Here is a 24574-nt window from a genome sequence, read left to right as displayed (position 1 = left end):
GGCGGATTTTGGGAAATTTCTCAAATCTGCCCGCTTGTCTTTTTATTTAGAGCAGATTTTAAAACCACAAAAATAACGATTCAGCTATAATAAAAAGAGGGATTTTTCCCTCTTTTTATTTTTTGAGGTAGTACAAAAAATGACAGATTGGCTTTATTGGGCGTTGGCGTCGGCGGTGTTTGCGAGTTTGACGGCGATTTTTGCGAAAGTTGGAGTGCAAGGGGTAGATTCGGACTTTGCGACTTTTATTCGCACTTTGGTGATTATTGTCGCTTTGGCGGGCTTTTTGAGTTATGCGAATAAGTGGCAGCCGTTATCAAATTTGACGGCAAAGAATTGGCTGTTTTTGATTTTGTCGGGGCTTGCTACGGGGATTTCGTGGCTTGCCTATTTCAAAGCGTTGCAACTGGGGAATGCTTCACAAGTTGCCCCGATTGATAAATTGAGCCTCGTTTTAGTGGCGATTTTTTCGGTAATTTTTCTCGGCGAACGCCCCTCAAATCAAGATTGGTTGGGGATCGGTTTAGTAGCGACTGGCGTGCTGGTGCTGGCTTTCAAGAGGTAGGATTTCGCTAAATTTTACCGATCAAATGTTCTTTTTAATAATCTGTTAAATTTTTTGTGATTGAGTTCACAAATTTCACTCTTTTTTCTGCGAGTTTTGTTTTTTTTCGCTATCATTTCGTTCGGTAATGTTCGGAAACGAACATTTTAGTTTTATTAAAAAATGTTGGAGTTTTTATGTTTGGTCCATTTAAACCCGCCCCGCACATTGCGGAGCTACCAAAAGATAAAATCGATCCCGTTTATCGCCGTTTGCGTTGGCAAGTGTTCGCAGGGATCTTCTTCGGCTATGCCGCCTATTATTTCGTGCGTGCCAATTTCGATTTGGCTCAAAAAGGCTTGATTGAAGCAGGGTTATATAACAAAGCCGAATTGGGGATTATCGGCACGGGTGCTGGTTTGGCGTATGGCTTGTCCAAATTCGTGATGGCGTGGATGTCAGACCGCTCAAATCCGAAAGTCTTTTTACCGTTCGGTTTATTGTTGTCAGGTTTATGTATGACAATGATGGGCTTAATGCCGTGGGCGACCTCGGGCATTTTGGTAATGTTCATTATGATCTTCCTTAACGGCTGGTTTCAAGGTATGGGCTGGCCGCCGTGCGGACGCACAATGGTGCATTGGTGGTCAAAATCTGAACGTGGCTCAATCGTGTCGATTTGGAACTGTGCTCACAACGTGGGTGGTATGGTACCAGGGTTGATGGTCTTCTTAGCAGGGGCGATCTATTTCAACACCACAGGTATTGAGGCAACGGCAAAAGACGTTTGGCAACAAGCCCTTTACTACCCAGGGATTGCCGCAATGATTGCCGCTATTCCAATCTATTTGATGATGAAAGACACCCCACAATCTTGCGGTTTACCGCCGATTGAAAAATGGCGTAACGATTATCCAGACAACTATGACGAGAAAAAATCGGAACAAGAGCTTACCACCAAAGAAATTTTGGTAACTTATGTGCTTAAAAATAGATTGTTGTGGTATATCGCGATTGCGAACGTCTTTGTGTACTTAATCCGTTATGGCGTGTTGAAATGGTCGCCAGTTTATTTGGGCGAAGTGAAACACTTCAACATCAAAGGCACGGCTTCCGCTTATATCATTTACGAATTAGCCGCAATCCCAGGGACGCTCTTGTGCGGTTGGGTGTCGGATAAAATCTTCAAAGGCAAACGTGGTTTAACAGGCTTCATCTTTATGATTCTTACCACCGCCGCGGTTGTCGCCCTCTGGCTCAACCCAGCCACCCCAGAAGCGGAACTTGCCCAATACGCCGGCAAAGCGTGGTATGAAAATCCATATCAGTTAATGGACTTCATCTTAATGACCACTATCGGCTTCTTGATTTACGGCCCAGTAATGTTGATCGGCTTGCACGCCCTTGAACTCGCCCCGAAAAAAGCGGCGGGTACATCAGCAGGCTTCACAGGCTTATTCGGCTACCTCGGCGGTACCGTTTCAGCCTCAGCGGTTGTAGGCTGGGCAGCGGAATACTACGGCTGGGACGGCGGTTTCTATGTAATGATCGCAGGCGGTGTGTTAGCAATCTTGTTAATGTTCATCACAATGGTTGAAGAAGGTAAACACAAAGCGAAATTAGAAAATCACTACGGTAACTAATTGCTTAATTTAACAAAAGGGGAAACTTCGGTTTCCCTTTTGTCATTTCACACAGGACGGAGCCTTGGGTCTCTACGAAGGGTTTGTCCAGCAAGCGGTAAGATCATAGAAAATTTAGTGGATCTACATCACACTATAACAAAAATTCATTTGCACAATTGCTCAAATCTTTTTATCCTTTCCACCGTTTTTGCTTTCGATTCATCGCAAGGATTTATTATGCAACCCAAAGCTAAATTTAGAAAAGATTATAAAGTTCCAGATTACACCATTAACGAGATTTCGTTAGATTTCCAACTTGATCCTAACCGCACTTTTATCACTTCCATTCTCAATGTTGAGCGTAAAAATCCAGAGGCGAATCAGCTACGTTTGGACGGGCATAGTTTCGAGTTTTTATCCCTCAAATTAAATGATCAGCCCTTTGAAAACTATGTTAAAGATGAGGAATCTTTAACCCTTGATTTGAGCGAGCTGAATTTGGATCAGTTCCAACTTTGCATTGAAACGGCGGTGAACCCAGCCCAAAACACTTCGCTGCAAGGGCTTTATCTGTCGGGCGATGGCATTTGCACCCAATGTGAAGCGGAAGGCTTCCGCCAAATGACCTATATGCTGGATCGCCCCGATGTGCTTGCCAAATATCGCACCAAAATCACTGCGAGCAAGGCGAAATATCCGTTCTTGCTTTCAAACGGCAACCGTATCGCCCAAGGCGAGTTGGAAGATGGTCGCCATTGGGTCGAGTGGGAAGATCCTTTCCTCAAACCGAGCTATTTATTTGCGTTAGTGGCAGGCGATTTTGACCTGTTGCAAGATAAATTCATCACAATGAGCGGACGAGAAGTGGCTCTCGAAATCTATGTGGATCGAGGCAATCTCGACCGTGCAGGTTGGGCGATGGAAAGTCTCAAACGCTCGATGAAATGGGACGAGCAACGCTTCGGCTTAGAATACGATTTGGATATTTATATGATCGTGGCGGTCGATTTCTTCAATATGGGGGCGATGGAAAACAAAGGCTTGAACGTGTTTAACTCGAAATTCGTGCTTGCCAATCCGCAAACCGCCACGGACGAAGATTATATGAACGTGGAAAGCGTGATCGCCCACGAATACTTCCACAACTGGACGGGCAACCGCATTACTTGCCGAGATTGGTTCCAGCTAAGCCTCAAAGAAGGTTTGACCGTATTCCGTGATCAAGAATTTACCTCGGATTTATGGTCGAGAGCGATCAAGCGGATAGATGACGTGCGTTTTTTGCGTGCGTTCCAATTCGCCGAGGACGCCAGCCCGATGGCTCACCCGATTCGCCCTGAAAAAGTGATCGAAATGAACAATTTCTATACGGTTACGGTGTACGAAAAAGGGGCGGAAGTGATCCGAATGATCCACACCTTGCTCGGCGAGCAAAAATTCCAGCAAGGAATGAAATTGTATGTGGCGGAAAATGACGGCAAAGCGGCGACCTGTGAGGATTTTGTTTCCGCAATGGAACGGGCTTCGGGCATCGATCTCACCCAATTCCGCCGTTGGTATAGCCAATCGGGAACGCCAGAATTGACCGTGAGCGATCACTATGATGAAAAGAGCAAAATCTACCGCTTGCAAGTGGCTCAAATGACCCCAGCCACCGCCGACCAGCTCGAAAAAGCGAATTTGCATATTCCGCTTAAAATTGCGTTATATGGCTCGGACGGGGCAAAAATCAGCCTGCAATATGAATTATTGACCGTCAGCGATGTGCTTGATGTGATTCACGACCGCCAAGTGTTTGAGTTCCACAACGTGCCACAACGCCCTGTGCCTGCGTTATTGTGTGATTTTTCTGCCCCCGTGCGAATTGATTACAACTACACCACCGAGCAACTGCTTACTTTGCTTAAATATGCAGAAAACGATTTCGTGCGTTGGGATACGGCTCAAACCTTGTACATCAATGAATTGCGAGCCAATTTAACCCGTTATCATCAAAATGAACCGTTACAATTCTCGAATGATTTGTTAGAAGCGTTGATGTTAATTGTCGATAATTGGCAGCAAGATCCAGAATTAACGGCGTTAATGCTCACCTTGCCAAAAGAGACAGAATTTGCGGAATCGTTCAAAGTGATTGATCCTGCGGGTATCGCGGCGGTTCGCACCTTTATGCAGCAAACCATTGCCAGCGAATTAAAAGACCGCTTGTTAATCATTTACAACGCCAACAAACTGGACGGCTACCGTGTGGAAGCGAAAGATATCGCGAAACGTGCGTTACGCAATGTTTGCTTATCGTATCTCGCCTTTACTGAACAGGGCAACGGCATTGTAAACCGCCATTATCAGCAATCGGACAATATGACTGACACCCTCGCGGCACTTTCAGCGGCAACCAAAGCCCAGCTCGCGTGTGCGGATTTATTGTTGAAAGATTTTGAAGAAAAATGGCATCACGATGGTTTGGTGATGGACAAATGGTTCGCCCTGCAAGCCACTCGCCCAGATGAAAATGTGTTGCAAATCGTGCAAGGCTTGCTGGAACACCGTAGCTTTAATTTCAACAATCCTAACCGCTTGCGTTCGTTGGTAGGGACTTTTGCGGCACAAAACCCGAGAGCTTTCCACGCCATTGACGGTTCGGGCTATCGTTTCTTGATCGATATTTTGATCAAACTGAACGAAAGCAATCCGCAGGTGGCGGCACGTTTAATCGATCCATTGATTAAATTAGGACGCTACGATTCCCAACGCCAAACCTTAATGCGTCGCGGCTTAGAACGTTTGGCAGGTTTAGAAAATCTTGCCAGAGATCTGTTTGAGAAAATCGACAAGGCGTTGCAATAAAAAAGAGAAAGGCGGATTATCCGCCTTTTTCCTTACATTTTCCCCAAAAGAAAAGGCTTAGTTTTAACTAAGCCTTTTTGTTTTTGCGATTACGCAGGATATTTCGCTGCGGTCTCTTTTAACAGGGTTTGTAATTCGCCTTTTTGGAACATTTCTAACATAATGTCGCAGCCGCCGACCAATTCGCCTTCCACCCAAAGTTGTGGGAATGTCGGCCAGTTGGCGAATTTTGGCAATTCGGCACGAATGTCTGGGTTGCTTAAAATATCCACATAGCCGAATGGCACTTGGCAGTTAATTAAGGCTTCCACCGCACGGGCAGAGAAGCCGCAAGAAGGGAATTTTGGCGATCCTTTCATATAAATTAAGATCGGATTTTCGCTGATTTGCTGTTTGATTTTGTCGATAGTTTCCATTGATTACCTCAAAAATGGTGTGTAAAAGTTGAGTGATTTTATCAGATATTCCTTGAAATTCCCAATAATCTATCCGCTTGCACCGCTATTCATAACGCAACGCCATTGCTGGCTCAATTTTTGAGGCTCGATAAGCAGGATAGAGGGTGCAAAGTAGCGAGAGGGCGATGGAAATTGCCACAATCACGCCAATTTGCGAGGCGGAAATTAAGGTCGGCAGATGAATGTTGCCGTTAATCAGTTGCACGATGTCGCCTAAATTTTGGCTAATTAGCACCCCAAGTAAGCCGCCAATCAGCGAGCCAATCACGCCCACAATCGCCCCTTGCAACACAAAAATTTGCATCACTTGCCCTTTGGTTAAGCCCTGCGTTTGCAAAATCGCAATTTCGCCCTGTTTATCCACCACCATTAGGCTGAGTGAGGTAACGATGTTGGAAATCGCCACGATGATAATCAAGCTAATTAGCAGGCTCATCATATTTTTTTCCATTCTAACCGCTTGGAAAAATTCGCCTTTTTGCTCACGCCAATCGCTAATTTGCCACTTATCTTCGGGGAAAATGGTGCTAAGTTCGTTGATTTGGAAGGGATCTTTCAAAAACAGCCGAACCCCTTGGGTTTGCTCTGGATCGATCCGCAATAATCGCCCCACATCGGTTAAATTGGCAAACAGGGTAAATTCCGAGCTTTCGCCCCCAGCAGGGTAAATTCCCGAAATGGTAAAAAGTCGCTGCACAGGCACTCGCCCGAACGGGGTGTATTGGCTATTTTCGGTAATCATCAAACGGATTTTGTCGTTCACGCCGAGCTTCAATTTATTCGCTAATCGTTCGCCAATCAGCACATTAAATTCGCCTGAGGGTAGCAGTTGCGTGAGATTTTCGCCCGTTAAAAGCGGATCGTCCGTCTCATTTTCCACACCGATCAACTGCCCAGCGTTAATCCCTTGCTGGCTTTGAATAATCACGTTAGTGCGGTTAATCGGCACGGCTTGGGTGGCAAAATCGAGCAACGGCAAGCGGTCGGATTTCGTCCAATTTTCGTCAATCGGCGAAATAATCGCGTGGGGCAGGGTGGAAAGCAGGTTGCGTTTCTGCATATTTTCCAAACCGTTCATTACCGACAGCACAATCACCAACGCCATTACGCCAAGTACAATCCCAAGGCTGGCAAGGTTGGTTACCAACCGCCCAAAGCGATCCGCACTTTTCGACCGCCAATAACGCCACGCAATAAAAAGGGGGGTAAAGTTCATCATTTTTTATTACATCAATGTTATTTATAAGTTTTTCCCCTCTCTCTGCAAGAAATACTGAACGTATTTCTTGCTGTCTCTCTCCCACAAGTGGGAGAGAGTTTTTTATTTTCGCTTGATATACTACCCTCGCCCACTTGTGGGAGAGGGACAGATTTTTCTTCGTTGAGAAGAAAAATCAGGGAGAGGGAAAAATCTTTTTATTTGCCCGTGGCGACAAATTCTTCAATATTTTGTGCCACTTTATTAACCAAAGTCGTTACCGCCGAGTCGCTTGCCCACGCGATGTGTGGGGTGATCAGCAAATTCGGCAGGCGTTTAGCGGCTTGAATCAGCGGATTATCCTTTTCAGGCGGTTCTTTAACCAACACATCTAACGCCGCCCCAGCAATCGTGCCGTTTTCGAGGGCGTTGAGCAGAGCGGTTTCATCAACCAACGGACCTCGCCCCGTGTTAATCAAGTAAGCGGTTGGTTTCATTAGGCTTAATGTTTCCGCATTGATTAAGTTTTGGGTGCTGTCGGTCAAAGGGCAATGCAGGGTAACAATGTCCGCCTCTTTCAACACCGTTTCAAATGGGGTGTAGCCCTCACGCACGTTGGTCGCCCCTTTGTGCTCGGCGTAAAGCACTTTCATTCCGATCAATTCCGCCAAACGTCCCACTTCTGAACCCAAATTGCCCTTGCCAAAAATGCCGAGGGTTGAGCCACGCACATCGGTGATCGGGTGATCGGTGTAGCAGAATTGTCCGCAAGTCGCCCAACGGTCAGAGATAACTTGATCACGATGATAGCCCACCAAGCTATGTTTCAGGGCGAAAATCATACCCAAAACGTGTTCTGGCACGGTAACGCTTGAATAGCCCGTTACATTTTTCACCGCAATGCCAAGCTCTTTGGCGGCGACTAAATCAATGTTATTCGTCCCCGTTGCCGTTACCGCAATCAGCTTCAAGCGAGGCAATTTCGACATCAATTCACGCCCAAACAGCACCTTGCTGGTGATCACAATATCTGCCTCTTTGGCACGCTCGTAGGTTTCGTCTGCCGAAGTGCGATCATATTCCGTCCAAGTATGAGCAAAGCTTGGGCGAGGAATCTCGTGGCTGGCTGGAATGCCCGTGCGATCTAAAAAAACAATGTTAAGTGGATTTGACATAATGCTTCCTTAGTTAAAGTAAAAGGGACGTGTAGCCTAACAATTTTACAAAAATTTAACAAGTTTTAATCTCAATCTTCTTTAATCGGAAGGGACGCCAGCGTGGCGTCCCTACCATAGACGCTCGTATCCTATCGTAGGGACACGACGCTCGTGTCCCGATCAAGCGGTAAGATTTTTGAAAATTCCTTATTTCATCAAATAAAGCACTACACCGAAGTATCAATCACTTCAAAGGATTTCACCAAATCATCAATCGCTTTCATTTGGGAAACAAAGGCTTCTAATTTGGAAAGAGGTAATGCCGAAGGACCATCACATTTCGCCGAATTTGGATCTGGGTGAGCTTCAAGGAACAAACCTGCCAAGCCAATCGCCATACCTGCTCGTGCCAATTCGGTAACTTGATCACGGCGGCCACCCGATGCGGCACCAAACGGATCACGGCATTGCAACGAGTGAGTAACGTCAAAAATCACAGGGCTGCCTTTCGACACCTTTTTCATCACATTAAAGCCGAGCATATCCACCACCAAATTATCGTAGCCAAAGTTCGTGCCGCGGTCGCATAAAATCACTTTATCGTTGCCGCACTCTTCGATTTTTTCCACGATATTCCCCATTTGCCCAGGGCTTAAAAATTGCGGTTTTTTCACGTTAATCACCGCCCCCGTGCGAGCCATCGCCTCGACTAAATCTGTCTGGCGAGCCAAAAACGCGGGCAACTGAATAATATCCACCACATCGGCAACAGGCTGGCATTGATGAATTTCGTGCACGTCCGTAATGATTTTCACGCCAAATGTCTCTTTCAACTCTTGAAAAATCTTCAAGCCCTGTTCCATTCCTGGCCCACGGTAAGAGTGAATGGACGAACGGTTCGCCTTATCAAACGAGGCTTTAAACACATAAGGCACGCCCAATTTTTGCGTTACTTCCACATATTTTTCACACACCGTCATTGCCATATCACGGCTTTCCAGCACATTCATACCGCCAAATAGCACGAACGGTTTGTCGTTAGCGATCTCAATCTCGCCTAGTTTTACGATTTTTTGGTTCATAACAGATTCCTATTGAAAGGTAAAAATTACGAGCAATTCTAGCACAGACCGCCCCACTTTTCCTTTTATTTGTGATGGCGGCTTTGATTTTTGGTAACGATGCGAAATTTTAAAAATCCCACCCCTTGCTTTATGAATATGAAAATTTTTCATCTTCAACGTGAAAACTATTCGTTTGCTTAATGGAAAAAATTAAGGGATTATTCAGTCGTTCGTTTAGCCGTCTAAACGGCTAAATCCTTATTCAGAAATCAAACACAACAAGGAGACTGACGATGACGACTTTCCATTTATTAGGCTTCCCACGCGTGGGGGCAAAACGTGAACTTAAATTTGCCCAAGAGCGTTACTGGCGTGGCGAGATCGCCGAGCAAGATTTGCAGGATTTAGCCAAAGCCCTGCGAGCGAAAAATTAGCAGCATCAAATTGAGGCAAATGCCGATTATGTAGCGGTGGGCGATTTTACGTTCTACGATCATATTTTGGATCTGCAAGTGGCAACGGGGGCGATTCCTGCTCGTTTTGGGTTTGATAGCCAAAACTTGACCCTCGATCAATACTTCCAACTCGCCCGTGGCAACAAAAGCCAATTTGCGATTGAGATGACCAAATGGTTCGACACCAACTATCACTACCTCGTGCCAGAATTTCACAAAAACACCGCTTTCAAGGCAAATCCTGCTCACTATGTGAACCAAATCCGTGAGGCGAAAGCGTTAGGTTTGCCGTTTAAGCCAGTGATTGTTGGTCCTCTCACATTCCTCTGGCTCGGCAAAGAGAAAGGCGAAGCATTTGATCGTTTTGAATTGTTGGATCAGCTTGTGCCAGTCTATGTGGAAATTTTGAATGCGTTAGCAGCCGAGGGGGCGGAATGGATTCAAATTGACGAGCCAGCCCTCGCCCTTGATTTGCCAGCGGAATGGGTGGCGGCTTACCAAAGCGTTTATGCAGAATTAAGCAAAGTGAACGCAAAATTATTGTTAGCGACCTATTTCGGCTCGGTGGCGGAACACGCTGACTTGTTGAAAGCCTTACCCGTGGACGGCTTACACCTCGACCTCGTGCGTGGGGCGGATCAGCTTCCTGCCTTTGCCGATTACGACAAAGTGCTTTCTGCCGGCGTGATTGAGGGGCGTAACATCTGGCGTGCTAACCTCAACCAAGTGCTTGATTTGTTAGAACCGCTCAAAGCCAAATTGGGCGAGCGTTTGTGGATTGCCCCAAGTTGCTCGCTGTTGCACACCCCTTACGATTTGGCGGTGGAAACCCAATTACAGGCGAAAAATCCTGATTTATACAGTTGGTTGGCGTTCACGCTACAAAAAGTGAAAGAACTCAACATTCTCAAACAGGCATTAGAACAAGGGCGTTCGGCGGTGCAAGCTCAACTTGATGAAAGCCAAGCGGCGGCGGACGCGCGTGCTAACAGCCAACAAATTCATCGCCCAGAGGTAGCGGCTCGCCTTGCCAATTTGCCTGCCAATGCGGATCAGCGTAAATCGCCATTCGCTGAGCGGATCAAACTGCAAAATGCGTGGCTCAACCTACCGCTATTGCCAACCACCAACATTGGCTCATTCCCACAAACCAGCGAAATTCGCCAAGCCCGTGCCGCCTTCAAAAAAGGCGATTTGAGCCTTGCCGACTATGAAGCAGCGATGAAAAAAGAGATCGAATATGTGGTACGCCGTCAAGAAGAGTTGGATCTCGATGTCTTGGTACACGGCGAAGCCGAGCGTAACGATATGGTGGAATACTTCGGCGAATTGTTGGACGGCTTTGCATTCACCAAATTCGGCTGGGTGCAGAGCTACGGCTCACGTTGCGTAAAACCGCCAGTGATTTACGGCGATGTGCAACGCCCAGAACCGATGACGGTGCGTTGGTCGAAATATGCTCAAAGCCTGACCAACCGAGTGATGAAAGGAATGCTGACCGGCCCTGTAACCATTTTGCAATGGTCGTTTGTGCGAAACGATATTCCACGCTCAACGGTGTGTAAACAGATTGCAGTGGCGTTGTCGGACGAAGTGTTAGATCTCGAAAAAGCAGGGATCAAAGTGATCCAAATTGACGAACCTGCGATCCGCGAGGGCTTACCGCTTAAACGTGCCGAGTGGGATGCTTACCTCAACTGGGCGGGCGAGGCATTCCGTTTAAGTTCAATGGGTTGCCAAGATGATACTCAAATCCACACCCATATGTGCTATTCGGAATTTAACGACATCTTGCCAGCGATTGCCGCCCTTGATGCGGATGTGATCACGATTGAAACCTCTCGTTCCGATATGGAATTACTGACCGCTTTCGGCGAGTTCAAATATCCAAACGACATCGGGCCAGGAGTGTACGACATCCACAGCCCCCGCGTGCCAACCGCCGAGGAAATTGAACGCTTACTACGCAAAGCACTCAACGTTGTGCCAAAAGAACGCTTGTGGGTAAACCCAGACTGCGGTTTAAAAACCCGTGGCTGGAAAGAAACCATTGAGCAGCTGCAAGTGATGATGGACGTAACCAAAAAATTGAGAGCGGAATTGGCATAATTTCCTCAATTTCCTAAAATAGCGATGCGAAAGCATCGCTATTTTTTTACCTCAAATTTCCTTGTAAGCGGGTAGATTTGGGAAATTTTTTGAAATCTGACCGCTTGTTTTGAAAAAGCGTTTGCTATTTTGTTAAAAATCTGTATATATTCGGATTTCTATTTTTTAGCACAACATCAAAAATAAAAGGATGACAAAATGAAACAACTCAAAAACCTTTCTCTTATTGCCCTTGCGGTGGCGTCTGGTTCGGTGCTTGCCGCCCCGAAAACCTTTGTTTACTGCGTGGAATCTTCCCCTGCGTTTTTAAATCCGCAGTTGGCGACTGACGGGGCAACCTTAGATGCGACCAGTCGCACCATTTACAACCGTTTGACCGATTTTGAAAAAGGCGGCACGAGCGTGATTCCGTCCCTCGCCGAGCGTTGGGAAATTTCGGAAGACGGCAAAACCTATACGTTCTACCTGCGTAAAGGCGTGAAATTCCAATCAAACAAAGATTTCAAACCAAGCCGTGATTTTAATGCGGACGATGTGTTGTTCTCGTTCAATCGTCAGCTTGATCCGAACCACCCTTACAACAAGGTGTCGGGCGGTAGTTACGAATACTTTATCGGAATGGATATGCAGAACATTTTGGATAAAGTTGAGAAAGTGGACGATTACACCGTTAAAATGACGCTAAAAGTGGTGAACGCACCGTTTTTGGCTAACTTAGCGATGGATTTCGCGTCAATTTTCTCGGCGGAATATGCGGACAAAATGTTAAAAGCAGGTACGCCTGAAAAAGTGGATAATCAGCCGATTGGTACAGGTCCGTTTGAGTTTGTTTCCTACCAAAAAGATTCGACCGTGCGTTATAAAGCGTTCGAGCAATATTGGGAAGGGAAATCACCGCTTGATCGCTTAGTGTTTGCGATTACCCCTGATGCCAGCGTGCGTTACGCCAAATTAACCAAAGGCGAGTGCCACGCTGCCCCTTATCCGAACCCTGCGGATCTGCCGAAATTAAAAGAAGATCCTGCGATTAACTTGATGAGCCAAGCTGGGTTGAACGTGGGTTATATTTCGTTCAACGTGCAAAAAGCCCCGTTTGACAACGTGAAAGTGCGTCAAGCGTTGAGCTATGCGATCAACAAACCTGCGATTATTGAGTCGGTTTATCAAGGTTCGGGTCAAGTGGCGAAAAACCCAATCCCACCAACAATGTGGGGCTACAATGAAGACGTGAAAGATTACGACTACGATCCTGAAAAAGCCAAAGCCTTGTTAAAAGAAGCAGGCTTTGAAAAAGGGTTCAACACCGAAATTTGGGCGATGCCAGTGGCACGTCCTTACAATCCGAACGCTCGCCGAATGGCAGAAATCGTGCAGGAAGATTGGAAAAAAGTGGGCGTGAACGCCAAAATCGTGAGCTACGAGTGGGGCGAATACCTCAAACGGATGCGTAACGGCGAAGCCCCAACGGGAATGATGGGCTGGAACGGCGATAACGGCGACCCTGATAACTTCCTCAACACCTTGTTAAGCTGTTCAGCGGTGGAACAAGGCTCGAACTATGCAAAATTCTGCTACAAACCGTTCGATGAACTCGTTACCCAAGCGGTGCAAACCACCGATAAAGCGAAACGTACCGAGCTTTACAAACAAGCCCAAGTGGTGTTCAAAGAGCAAGCCCCGTGGGTTACCGTGGCTCACTCAACCACCTACTTCCCTGTGCGTAAAGAAGTGAAAGGCTACCAAATCAGCCCGTTTGGTATCCACAACTTCTATGGTGTGGATTTAGAGACAAAATAATTTAACCAACCTTTCACAAGCGGTTAGATTTGTGGTATTTTCCGTGAAAACCCGAAAAAATCTAACCGCTTGTATTTTTTGCAAGCCAAAATACGAGAACAGTTATGTTTCAATTTATTCTAAAACGTATTTTAATGGTGATTCCCACCTTTTTGGCGATTACCTTGATTACCTTTGCCTTGGTGCATTTAATTCCAGGCGACCCGATTGAAATCCGAATGGGCGAGCGTGGGCTTGACCCTGCGGTGCACGCCCAAATGTTGCAGCAGTTGGGCTTAGATCGCCCCTTGCCAGAGCAGTATTTTACTTATGTTAAAAACGTATTGCAGGGCGATTTGGGCAACTCGTTCCGCAATAATGAACCTGTGTTGAAAGAGTTTTTTACCCTTTTCCCAGCTACCGTTGAACTCGCCTTTTTTGCCTTGATGTGGTCGTTGATTGTGGGGATTTTCCTCGGCGTGATTGCTGCCGTGAAAAAGGATTCGTGGATTTCCCACACCGTTACCTCCCTCTCGCTGACGGGCTATTCAATGCCGATTTTCTGGTGGGGCTTGATTTTAATCCTCTATTTTTCCACCCCGCTTGGCTTGCCCGCTTCGGGGCGGCTGCCGTCTGAATACTGGATCGAAGCCAATACAGGTTTTATGCTGATCGACACTTGGCAATCGGACGAACCAGGGGCGTTTTTAGCGGCAATTAAATCGCTGATTTTGCCTGCGATTGTGTTAGGCACCATTCCGCTGGCGGTGGTAACGCGAATGACCCGTTCCTCAATGTTGGAAGTGTTGGGCGAAGACTATATCCGCACCGCCCGTGCCAAAGGGCTGAACACCACTCGCGTGGTAATCGTCCACGCCTTACGCAATGCGTTGATCCCAGTCGTTACCGTGGTCGGCTTGATTGTCGGGCAGTTACTTTCGGGGGCGGTTTTAACCGAAAACATCTTCTCGTGGCCAGGTATCGGTAAATGGATCATCGATGCGATCAATTCCCGTGATTACCCTGTGCTACAAGGCTCGGTGCTGATTATCGCCACTATTATTATCATCGTGAATTTGGTGGTGGATCTGATTTACGGCGTGGTTAATCCGCGAATCCGCCACGCATAGCCGCATAGTAACAGTAAGCAAGCGGTCGGATTTTCAAAAATTTCCACTTATCCCACCCCTTGCAAGTTGAATTTTGAAATTTTGTTGGAGTGAATATGTCTAGTGCAACCGCAATTGCCGCCCCTGCACCCAAAACCCCGTTACAGGAATTTTGGCACTATTTTTGCCAAAATCGTGGGGCGGTGATTGGGCTGGTGTTTATTTCGATTGTCTTTTTTGCCTGCGTTTTTGCGGAATTTGTCGCCCCGTTCGACCCGATTGCCCAAAATCGTGAGGCGTTGTTGTTACCGCCTGCGTGGTTTGAGGGGGGAAATTGGCAGTATATTCTCGGCACGGACGACATCGGGCGGGATATTTTGTCTCGGATTATTTATGGGGCGAGATTGTCGGTCTTTATCGGCTTGATTATCGTGATCTTGTCTTGTGTTTTCGGCGTGATTTTGGGCTTGCTGGCAGGCTATTACGGCGGCACGCTCGACATCATCATTATGCGATTGGTCGATATTATGCTTGCGATTCCGAGCCTGCTTTTAACCATTGGGGTGGTTACGATTCTCGGGCCTTCGCTGATGAATGCGGCGATTGCGATTGCGGTGGTGTCTATCCCGAGTTATGTGCGTTTAACCCGTGCTTCGGTGATGAGCGAAAAAAATCGTGATTATGTAACCGCTTCCCGTGTCGCAGGGGCAGGGGTGCTACGCCTAATGTTCGTGGTGATTTTGCCGAACTGTTTAGCCCCGTTGATCGTGCAGATGACAATGGGGATTTCCAATGCGATTTTGGAACTTGCCGCCCTCGGCTTTTTGGGGATCGGTGCTCAACCACCAACGCCAGAACTCGGCACAATGCTTGCGGAATCCCGTGGCTTTATGCAATCGGCGAACTGGCTGGTTACCGTACCAGGGCTGGCGATTTTGTCGCTGGTGTTAGCGTTTAACCTAATGGGCGATGGCTTGCGTGATGCCTTCGATCCGAAATTGAAACAGTAGGGGGCAAAATGGCGTTATTAAATGTCGATAAACTTTCCGTCCATTTTGGCGATGAAAAAGTGCCGTTTAAGGCGGTGGATCGAATCAGCTATCAAGTCAATGAAGGCGAAGTGCTGGGGATCGTGGGGGAATCGGGCTCGGGCAAATCGGTTAGTTCCCTCGCAATTATGGGCTTGATCGATTTCCCAGGGCGAGTGCAAGCGGATGCTTTGCAGTTTAACGGCAACGATCTGCTCGCCCTGTCCCCGAAAGAGAAGCAGAAAATTGTCGGGGCAGACGTGGCGATGATCTTCCAAGATGCGATGACCAGCCTCAACCCGAGCTATACGGTCGGCTATCAGATTATGGAAGCCCTAAAAGTACATCAAGGCGGTAGCAAAGCGAGCCGTAAAGCAAGAGCGATTGAGTTGCTGACAATGGTCGGCATTCCCGATCCGCAATCTCGGTTAGAGGTCTATCCGCACCAACTTTCGGGGGGAATGAGTCAGCGTGTGATGATCGCAATGGCGATTGCTTGTAACCCAAAACTGCTGATTGCGGACGAGCCAACCACTGCCCTTGATGTAACCATTCAAGCCCAGATCATCGATCTACTATTGGAATTGCAACGCAAAGAGAATATGGCGTTGATTTTGATTACTCACGATCTTGCGTTGGTGGCAGAATCGGCTCATCGGATTATCGTGATGTACGCAGGGCAAGTGGTGGAAGAGGGCAAAGCCGAGCTGATTTTCAAAGCCCCATTACACCCTTACACCCAAGCCTTGCTCAAAGCCTTGCCTGAGTTCGCCGAGGGTAAATCTCGCTTGCAATCTTTGCAAGGCGTTGTACCAGGGAAATACGACCGACCGCAGGGCTGTTTACTCAACCCTCGTTGCCCTTATGCTACGGATCTTTGCCGTCAAGTCGAGCCAGAAATCCGCACCCTAAACGGGCGACAAGTGAAGTGCCACACCCCACTTGATGCGAATGGCACGCCGACAAGCGGTGGGATTTCAGCGAATTTTCAAGGATAACCAAAAAGAGTAGCGATATGCAAAAAACAGAACAAACCCCACCGTTACTCGATGCGGTGGATCTCAAAAAATACTACCCCGTTAAAACAGGGCTATTTTCTAAACCGAAACAAGTGAAAGCGGTGGACGGTGTTTCGTTCCGCCTTGAACGGGGCAAAACCCTCGCGGTGGTAGGCGAGTCGGGCTGTGGTAAATCCACCTTGGGGCGAATGCTCACAATGATCGAACGCCCGACTGAGGGGGAACTGTTTTATAACGGGCAGAACTTCCTCGTGAACGACAAAGCGACCGAAAGCCTACGCCGTCAGAAAATTCAAATTGTGTTCCAAAATCCTTATGCGTCCCTCAATCCGCGTAAAAAAATTGGCTCGATTTTGGAAGAGCCGTTGCTGATTAACACCAACCTTTCCGCCAAAGAACGCAAAGCCCAAGTGTTGGAAATGATGGCGAAAGTGGGCTTGAAAGTGGAATTTTACGACCGCTATCCGCATATGTTTTCGGGCGGACAACGCCAGCGAATTGCGATTGCTCGTGGCTTAATGCTCAAACCTGATATTGTGGTGGCGGACGAGCCTGTTTCGGCGTTGGACGTGTCGGTGCGAGCACAGGTACTCAATTTGATGATGGATTTGCAACAGGAAATGGGGCTTTCCTATGTGTTTATTTCTCACGATTTGTCGGTGGTGGAACACATTGCGGACGAAGTAATGGTAATGTATCTAGGGCGTTGCGTTGAGCAGGGCGATACCCAAACTATTTTCAACAACCCTCGCCACCCTTACACCCAAGCGTTGCTGTCGGCGACCCCTCGCCTCAACCCAGCCCAACGCCGTGAGCGAATCAAACTCACAGGGGAATTGCCAAGCCCGCTTAATCCACCAAAAGGTTGTGCATTCCACGCTCGTTGCCGTTTCGCCACCGAGCGTTGCAAAGTGGAACAACCGCAACTCAAAACCTACCAAGACGGTACGAAAATCGCCTGTTTTGAAGTGAGTGAGTAGATATCTTGATGCTAAGGTTATAATGCTAAAAGAGAGTGAATAGGGATGGATCTTTTTAAAAAAATATATCAAGACTATAAGTATTTACTCTCTTTAAAATTTTATCATATTGCGAAAGTTATTAACATTGCACTCATTTTTATATTTTCTCTTATAATGTATGACATTCCAGTGAAGAGCTGGAGTGTTGTATTATTATTCATTGCTATTTTATCTTTTTTTGTCTTAATCTTTTGCTTAGAGCATAAATATCGATTTAATATTTTTCAAATAAAACTAGGTTTTATTATTTCTTACCTTACTTCTATCTATATTAGTGATATTGTTTCAGAATCTATAGTGATTTCGACAGGGTTTTCTATTAATTTTTTCTCACCCGCAGAGAAAGTTCTCTTTATAATCACATTATTTATTATTTTTTTGATGTATTTTCCAGCTGTTGGTTTAGTCATTTCCTTTGTTAGTGAGATTTATTTCTTTTCAGTTATTTTGAGTAGTTATAGAAATACTCAAATAGGGATAGTAAAATATATTATTGATTTGCTTTATCATTCCATATTTATTCTTTTTCCTCTATTTTATGCAACGATAATCTTTCCTAAAGTTTTAGATTTTACCTCAAAAGAGGCATATCCTATATTTAACTCTGTTTTAGTAGATTGGGGATTTCATAACATACCAAAACATTGTTTAAATAAAGATCAGATACTTAAAAAATATCAGGAAAAATCTGATAGAGATATAAAGATTGCTATTCTTGATGTTGAGACTATATTAGTCAGTCTCTATGACAATAAAGTGGGTGATTTTAAGTTTGAATTAGATAAATGTCAGAGAATAGCTTATCCCAAATAACTATATGTCCAACTTATAAAAATAAAGGGCTAAACTAGCAGTGCTAATTTAGCCCAAGAATTGATTACTTAAAATCAATAATCAATAAAAGACTGGGTATTTTCGCCCTCTTTTTCTACGACTGGCTGAACCATATGCTCACGTTTCAAGCCGAGTTCTAACGCCACGCCGATAGCGATGTAGATTGAGGAATAAGTACCGAAGGCGATACCAATCAACAAGGCTAACGAGAAGCTATGTAGGGTTGGGCCGCCGAGCCAGTATAATGCCAAGACCACGAAAAGGGTGGTAACAGAGGTCATTAAGGTTCGTGAGAGGGTTTGGCTAAGGGAAATGTCCACCACTTCAATCGAGCTTACGCGGCGAATTTTGCGGAAGTTTTCCCGTACACGGTCAAATACCACGATTGAGTCGTTCAGTGAGTAACCGACCACCGAGAGAATCGCTGCCACGAACGTGAGATCGACCTCAATCTGTAAGAATGAGAAGACCCCAAGGGTTACGATCACATCGTGGAAAAGGGCGGCGATACCGCCAATCGCTAAACGCAATTCAAAGCGTGTTCCCACATAGAGTAGCAACATTCCGAGGGTTGCTAAGGTTGCCCAAATTGCCCCTTGGGTCAGCTCTTCCCCGACATTTGGTCCTACAAATTCTACGCTTTTAATCACCGCTTGCGGATCGAGATCTTTATGAACTAAATCCATAATTTTGTTGCCGAGGGACATATCGCCCGCCGAGGCAGGTAGGCGGATCATTAGCTCTTTTTGGCTGCCAGTGGTTTGCACTAAGGCACTGCCGTAGCCGTTTTGTTCTAACAATCCACGCACCTTGTTGAGATCCGCAGGTTGGGAAAAGGTGGTTTCGATCACCGTTCCGCCCGTGAAATCAAGCCCCCAGTTAAAGCCTTTGGTTGCAATGGTAAAAATGCAAAGGGCGGTAACGATCAGCGAGAAAATATATCCGACAAAGCGGAATTTCATAAACGGAATCAGCTTATAAGGCAGTTTAATTTCTGCGACATCTTGTTCTTTGATTGTCATCTTTCCACCTTAAATCCAAAGTTTTTTAACACGTTTATTACCACCGTAAACCCAGTTCACCAGCATACGCGTCCCTGTAATGGCGGTAAACATTGAGATGATTACCCCAAGGGCGAGGGTAACGGCAAAGCCTTTCACTGGGCCGGTTCCCACCGCATAAAGCACGAGCGAGGTTAAAATGGTGGTTAAGTTTGAGTCGAAGATACTGGTGAATGCACCGTTATAGCCTTCGTGGATTGCCTGTTGCACGGAACGACCGTTACGCAGTTCCTCTTTGATCCGTTCGTAGATCAATACGTTCGCATCCACCGACATACCTACCGCCAGTACGATACCTGCGATCCCAGGCATTGTCAGGGTTGCACCGATGAGCGACATTAAACCAACCGTCAGCACCATATTGACCAATAATGCGAAGCTGGCAAATACGCCGAACATTTTGTAGTACACCAAGCAGAATAGAATGGTTAAGCCTAAGCCTAAAATACCCGCATTCATACCCTGCTCAACGTTATCTGCACCGAGTGAAGCACCGACCGTCCGTTCTTCCACGATCACAATCGGGGCGATTAACGCACCCGAGCGAAGTAATACCGCAAGGTTTTGGGCTTCGGCGGCACTGTTGATCCCTGTGATTTGGAATTGACTGCCGAGGCGAGAGTTGATCGTAGCCACGTTAATCACTTCTTCACGTTTTTCGAGGATCACTTTGCCGTTAGCGTCTTTGCGACCAGAGTCTTTAAATTCGCTATAAAGGGTCGCCATTGGTTTACCCACCGCCCCTTTGGTGATCTCGCCCATCATTTGACCGCCTTCGGCATCAAGATTGATACTTACCTGCGGTAAGCCTTTATCATCTTTGCCAGAGGTAGCGTCAATAATATGCTCGCCCCCGAGGGTTGGTTTACGCAATAGCACCACAGCACGCTCATCACGCGAGTATTTCAATTCCGAATCGGCTGGCACAATGCCACGGGCGGCGGATTCCACATTCGCATTGGTATTCACTAAACGAAATTCGAGGGTTGCCGTTGCACCGAGTAGCTCTTTGGCTCGTGCGGTATCTTGCACCCCTGGTAATTCCACCACGATCCGATCTGCCCCTTGACGTTGAATAGTCGGCTCTGACACGCCCAACTCTTCCACACGCTTACGCAGGATCGACAAGTTTTGCTCAATCGCCGTATCACGGGCAGTGGCTTGACCTTGTGCAGACGGCGAGAACGCCACTTCATTTGTGCCAACGTAGTTCGCTTCTAAGTTGGCGTGAACACGGCGAACAAAACGGATTGCTTTGTCAGCGGTTTCGCTGTTCTCAAATTCAAAAATGTTGGCAAAATTTTCGCCTTTTCGTACCGCTTGATAGCGGAATTTTTCCTTACGGAACTCACTACGCAGGGTATCTTGCAAGGTGTCTTGCTGTTTTGCCATTGCGGTATTCATATCCACTTCCATTAAGAAACGGACACCACCACGCAAGTCCAAACCTCGCTTCATCGGGCTGCCACCAATAGACGAAAGCCATTCAGGGGTAGCTGGGGCAAGGTTTAATGCGACCGAGAATTTATCGCCAAGCACTTCGGAAATTTTCTCTTTCGCGGGTAATTGTTGCTCATCTTTTTCCAAACGCACCAAAATCGAGCCTTTTTCAAGCACCGCCGATTTTGGTGTGATATTCATTGATGAAAGGACGCTTTGCACTTTCGTGAGTGTTTCAGCGTTGGCTTCTTGCCCCCGTGTGCCAGAAATCTGCACCGAAGGATCTTCGCCATATAAGTTTGGAAGAGCATATAAGCCCCCGATGAGTATCACGAAGATAATCATCAGGTTCTTCCAAAGCGGGAAACGGTTTAACACAATAACTCCCTATAAAAAAGGCAGGTAATTAAGAAAGAGCTTTCATTTGACCTTTTGGTAACACGGCAACCACATAGTTACGAGAAATCACCACTTCGGTGGTATCGTTTAACGCAATCACGATGTTTTCGCTTTCCGCGGTTACTTTGGTAATGCGACCAATTAAACCACCATTGGTTAAAACTTCATCGCCTTTGGCAAGATTAGAAAGTAATTCACGTTGTTGTTTTTGGCGTTTAGCTTGCGGACGGTAGATCATAAAATAGAAAATCAAACCGAAAATCGCCAAAATAAAAATCATCTCAAATCCGCTACCTTGTTGCATATAAAGCTCCTTAATGAATGTTGAAAGGTAAAAAGATTTTCTCACAGCGAGAAAATGGACGAGCTAGAATAGCACAATTTCGCCGATTAGACGATAGCCGAACTGAACTGATCCGCTTTCTTTTTGCGTGAGAATTTGCCATATTGTTGCCCGTTTTCAATAATTCAACCCAATAAGGAAAAAAGATGAAAAAATCACTGATTTTAACAGGCTTCGCCAGCCTACTTTTCGCTAACGTCGCATTCGGCTACAACGCTCAATTAAACAGCAATTTGCCTGCGGTTTCGGTAACCAAAGACGGCGAACTGATCGCCCAAGGCAAAGAGGTAAACTACCGTGCGTGGTCATCGGCAAGTCTCGCGGGCAAAGTGCGAGTGGTGCATCACTTAGCGGGCAGAACCAGCGTAAAAGAGAAAAACCAAGCCCTAATGAATGCGATCAAATCCGCAGGATTCGACCGCTCAAAATACCAAACCACCACCATTATCAACGCCGATGACGCGATTGTCGGCACAGGCATTTTCGTCAAAAACAGTGCCGAAAACGGCAAATTAGAAAACCCACACAGCCAAGTCGTCCTCGACCAAAACGGCAGCGTGAAAAAAGCGTGGGGCTTAAAAGAGAAAGAGAGCTTCATCGCAGTGCTAGACAAAAACGGCAAGGCTCAATTCCTGTCAGAGGGCAAATTATCCCCAGCCCAAATTCAACAAGTGATTGGGTTAGTGAAAGAACTCACGGCACAATAAGGTGATTGCAAGGGGTGGGGTTTTTAAAAATTTCAGTCTGAGTAGGTAATAAAAAAGCATATCTTACAAAATAAGATATGCTTTTATCTTTCAGTATCCTACCCCTTGTAAGAGGTAGGATTTTTTCAAATTTAGGTTGTTACCATTCGTAACCAACTGAAGCTGCACCGATTACATCGCCTTGGGTGTCCGCACTACCTGAAAGTTTGATAATCACTTTACCATTGTCAGATAAGCGTGAGTAACCCACTGCTACGGCGTTTTGACCACGGTAGCTCGCTACACCTGCGGCAATTTGTGATTTACCGTCTGTGTGAACTTGTGGCAAGTTACCAATCGCCGCTGAGCCTGCGATACCTGCTCTGAGACGTTTATCCATTTTGCCCATACGGTTGTTGATGTTGGTTACTGCACCTTTCAACTGGCTTACGTTCACTGCATCGGTTGCGTTCACACCTGGGGCAACGTTGGTAATACGTTTGTTACCTGCGTTGATGCCGTTGTTGTTGATCACAACTGGGTTGCTACCCGTGCCAACGGTTAAGCTGTTGCTTGCCACGATATCTTTCGCATCCACTTTGTTCGCTTTCACAGTGTTGAACGTTGGGTCGTTTGAAGTTGCGATGTTGATGTTGCGACCTGAACCGCTGATCTCGATGTTACGACCTGCGTTAATGCGAACGGTGTCGCCTGCTTTCACTTTCGCAGATGGCGTGTAAGTGTTTTTGGTTGCACCGTTTGCGGTGGTAGAGTCAGTTTTTGAATCTACTGTCCAAGAAACGCCGTTCACCAATTTTTGCACTTCGCCTGCGTTGAGGTAAGCATTTGGATTTGCAACGTCTGCAGTACCCGCATCGTTTACGCTACCCGTTGTACCGTTTACGCTGTATGAAACAGAAACTTCACCATTTGGATTCACAGTTCTTGATACAGTTGTGCCTTGACCGTTCTCGTAGCTAACTTTCGTACCTGGTTTCACTACGGTGTTTTCAACAATCGGGTTGCCGTTTGCATCTAACACTGGGTTGCCGTTTGCATCAACTTTGGTTGTTGGTGTTACCCAACCGCTGTTGTTGATTGCATCTGCAACATCTTTGTTAGTTGCTAATGCTGTTGGGCTGATGTCGCCCTCAGTTACACGGCCAGTTGTTGCGTTCGCACCGAATGATTTCACGTTCGCATCGTAAACGATGGTAGTGTTCACGCCGTCAGAAGTTACGTTCACCGTAGTGTAAGTGCCGTTGTTAAACGCCACATTGTTACCTGCAGTTACGGTATCTTTCTTATTAGCCGCTGAAACATCATTTTGGAATACGTTCCAACCTGCGTTGTTCACCAATTTAGACACTTCACCTGCGTTCAAGAATGCGTTCGGATCTTTCACGCTTGATACGCCATTTTCGTTCACATCGCCAGTTGTTTGGTTTACATCGAAACTTACGGTGGTTTGACCTGTTACTGGGTCTGTAACTACGTTAGAGGTTGTGCCGTTGCCGTTGTTAAAGCTAAGGTCTGATTTGCTGTCTTTGTTATCTTTGGTGTAAGTTGGTTTTTCACCACTGATAACTACATCCCAGTTACCATTTGTACCGTTCGCTACGCTGGTTACGTTGATACCGTTTTTACCGATGAAGTTTACAACCTCTGCGTTGTTCACCACTGTACCGTTTTGATCTGCAGGGGTGTTCACTACCCAACCGTATTGTTTCAAGTCAGCCGCTGTTACTACCGCAGTTGGATCATAGTTGCCTTCAGTAAGGTCTAACACTTTCTCATCTGGGTTTTTAGTCGGTGCTTTGGTGGTGTTCAATGAAGAACCTACACCTTTCAACTGAACAGGGTTGCCTGCATTATCAGAGAGATTTACCGCCGCAGTTGGTGCTTTATCTTCTGGGTTTACGTTCGCAGGGGTAGCTTTTTCTGTTTTGAAGTTTACCGCTGGCTGTTCTGGGTTTGTTGCGTTACCTAAGGTCATTGTAGTGGTGTTCACGTTATTAAACGACACGTTTTCTTGAGTCGCATAAGTGAAGTTTTGACCATTTTGGGTAATTTTCAAGTTTTTACCTGCGAGGAATTTCACTTCTTCACCTGGTTGAACAAGCTGAGTCGATTTCGCATCTGTTTCGCTACCTTCATTACCACGCTCACCACCATTTACGGTGTCAGAGGTCACTTTCCAACCAGAGCTGTTTACTGCTTTGGCAAGGGTATCTGCAGTCACATAACCTGTGCCATTTACAACAACTTTACCTGTTTCTGGTACATTGTCTTCCGTATTGGCAGCTTTGTTAGGGTCAGTATTGGTATTTACATCACCAGAAATCACATTCCAAGTGACGTTAGAAAGATTACCGTCAGAAGTGATATTCACTGACACAG

Annotated in this window: 18 protein-coding genes and 1 pseudogene; 11 read left to right on the top strand and 8 right to left on the bottom strand. The window is 46.3% G+C overall.

All coding sequences use genetic code 11. From position 1 onward, the window contains the following. The first annotated feature begins 139 nt into the window (after positions 1-139). The 3 genes from B0187_RS08205 (at position 140) to pepN (ending at position 5016) form a co-directional block, all read left to right on the top strand. Positions 140-565, top strand: a complete 426-nt coding sequence (locus B0187_RS08205; protein WP_078237383.1) for an EamA family transporter — start codon at positions 140-142, stop codon at positions 563-565. 176 nt (positions 566-741) lie between these two features. Continuing rightward, positions 742-2187, top strand: a complete 1446-nt coding sequence (gene glpT, locus B0187_RS08200) for a glycerol-3-phosphate transporter (protein ID WP_078237382.1) — start codon at positions 742-744, stop codon at positions 2185-2187. Between the two features lie 219 nt (positions 2188-2406). Next, entirely contained in the window at positions 2407-5016 is a 2610-nt protein-coding gene (gene pepN / locus B0187_RS08195; protein ID WP_078237381.1) for an aminopeptidase N, read from the top strand. A gap of 89 nt (positions 5017-5105) precedes the next feature. Here the strand turns inward: pepN and grxD are convergent, their stop codons facing one another. The 4 genes from grxD to kdsA form a co-directional block, all read right to left on the bottom strand. Next, positions 5106-5432 carry a Grx4 family monothiol glutaredoxin gene (gene grxD, locus B0187_RS08190; protein WP_078237380.1) on the bottom strand — a complete coding sequence of 109 codons (327 nt, stop codon included), beginning with the start codon at positions 5430-5432 and terminating at the stop codon, positions 5106-5108. 85 nt (positions 5433-5517) lie between these two features. Further along, complete coding sequence (locus tag B0187_RS08185; protein ID WP_078237384.1) at positions 5518-6690, bottom strand: lipoprotein-releasing ABC transporter permease subunit; 1173 nt, start codon at positions 6688-6690, stop codon at positions 5518-5520. 200 nt (positions 6691-6890) lie between these two features. Continuing rightward, on the bottom strand, positions 6891-7847 hold the full coding sequence (locus tag B0187_RS08180; protein WP_078237379.1) for a 2-hydroxyacid dehydrogenase: 957 nt from the start codon (positions 7845-7847) through the stop codon (positions 6891-6893). Positions 7848-8056: 209 nt separating this feature from the next. Then, the gene (gene kdsA / locus B0187_RS08175; protein ID WP_078237378.1) at positions 8057-8911 is read right to left on the bottom strand and encodes a 3-deoxy-8-phosphooctulonate synthase; all 855 of its coding nucleotides are present in this window, start codon (positions 8909-8911) and stop codon (positions 8057-8059) included. A gap of 275 nt (positions 8912-9186) precedes the next feature. Here kdsA and metE point away from each other — a divergent pair. The 7 genes and pseudogenes from metE to B0187_RS08140 all read left to right on the top strand — a co-directional run bounded on the left by metE (position 9187) and on the right by B0187_RS08140 (position 18224). Then, positions 9187-11457 (top strand): annotated as a pseudogene (metE, locus tag B0187_RS08170) (5-methyltetrahydropteroyltriglutamate--homocysteine S-methyltransferase). 198 nt (positions 11458-11655) lie between these two features. Further along, a complete protein-coding gene (locus B0187_RS08165; protein WP_078237377.1) occupies positions 11656-13254 on the top strand; it encodes an ABC transporter substrate-binding protein in 1599 nt (532 codons plus the stop codon). A 104-nt stretch (positions 13255-13358) separates the two neighbouring features. Then, on the top strand, positions 13359-14363 hold the full coding sequence (locus B0187_RS08160) for an ABC transporter permease subunit (RefSeq protein WP_078237376.1): 1005 nt from the start codon (positions 13359-13361) through the stop codon (positions 14361-14363). Positions 14364-14458: 95 nt separating this feature from the next. After that, positions 14459-15352 (top strand): ABC transporter permease subunit, encoded by an 894-nt coding sequence (locus tag B0187_RS08155; protein ID WP_078237375.1) that lies wholly within the window; start codon positions 14459-14461, stop codon positions 15350-15352. Positions 15353-15360: 8 nt separating this feature from the next. After that, positions 15361-16368, top strand: coding sequence for a dipeptide ABC transporter ATP-binding protein (gene dppD / locus B0187_RS08150; protein WP_078237374.1), 1008 nt, complete (start codon positions 15361-15363; stop codon positions 16366-16368). Positions 16369-16385: 17 nt separating this feature from the next. Further along, the gene (locus B0187_RS08145; protein WP_078237373.1) at positions 16386-17369 is read left to right on the top strand and encodes a peptide ABC transporter ATP-binding protein; all 984 of its coding nucleotides are present in this window, start codon (positions 16386-16388) and stop codon (positions 17367-17369) included. Positions 17370-17525: 156 nt separating this feature from the next. After that, the gene (locus tag B0187_RS08140) at positions 17526-18224 is read left to right on the top strand and encodes a hypothetical protein (RefSeq protein WP_158078231.1); all 699 of its coding nucleotides are present in this window, start codon (positions 17526-17528) and stop codon (positions 18222-18224) included. Positions 18225-18298: 74 nt separating this feature from the next. On the opposite strand, the gene secF is transcribed toward B0187_RS08140, so the two are convergent. The 3 genes from secF to yajC are packed head-to-tail and all read right to left on the bottom strand — an operon-like array spanning position 18299 to position 21449. Next, entirely contained in the window at positions 18299-19267 is a 969-nt protein-coding gene (gene secF / locus B0187_RS08135; RefSeq protein WP_078237371.1) for a protein translocase subunit SecF, read from the bottom strand. Between the two features lie 9 nt (positions 19268-19276). Then, positions 19277-21124: a protein translocase subunit SecD gene (gene secD / locus B0187_RS08130; protein WP_078237370.1), complete on the bottom strand. Its 1848-nt coding sequence runs from the start codon at positions 21122-21124 to the stop codon at positions 19277-19279. 28 nt (positions 21125-21152) lie between these two features. Beyond that, a complete protein-coding gene (gene yajC, locus B0187_RS08125; RefSeq protein ID WP_078237369.1) occupies positions 21153-21449 on the bottom strand; it encodes a preprotein translocase subunit YajC in 297 nt (98 codons plus the stop codon). 185 nt (positions 21450-21634) lie between these two features. Between yajC and B0187_RS08120 the strand changes: the two genes are divergently transcribed. Continuing rightward, positions 21635-22195 (top strand): YtfJ family protein, encoded by a 561-nt coding sequence (locus tag B0187_RS08120; RefSeq protein ID WP_078237368.1) that lies wholly within the window; start codon positions 21635-21637, stop codon positions 22193-22195. 139 nt (positions 22196-22334) lie between these two features. On the opposite strand, the gene B0187_RS08115 is transcribed toward B0187_RS08120, so the two are convergent. Then, the coding region (locus tag B0187_RS08115) for a YadA family autotransporter adhesin (RefSeq protein WP_211272719.1) at positions 22335-24574 on the bottom strand (2240 nt) is incomplete at its 5' end.

Origin of the sequence: Haemophilus paracuniculus (assembly GCF_002015115.1) — a bacterium.
Taxonomy (GTDB): Bacteria; Pseudomonadota; Gammaproteobacteria; order Enterobacterales; family Pasteurellaceae; genus Haemophilus_E; species Haemophilus_E paracuniculus.
This window is presented reverse-complemented; position numbering and strand designations above follow the sequence as displayed.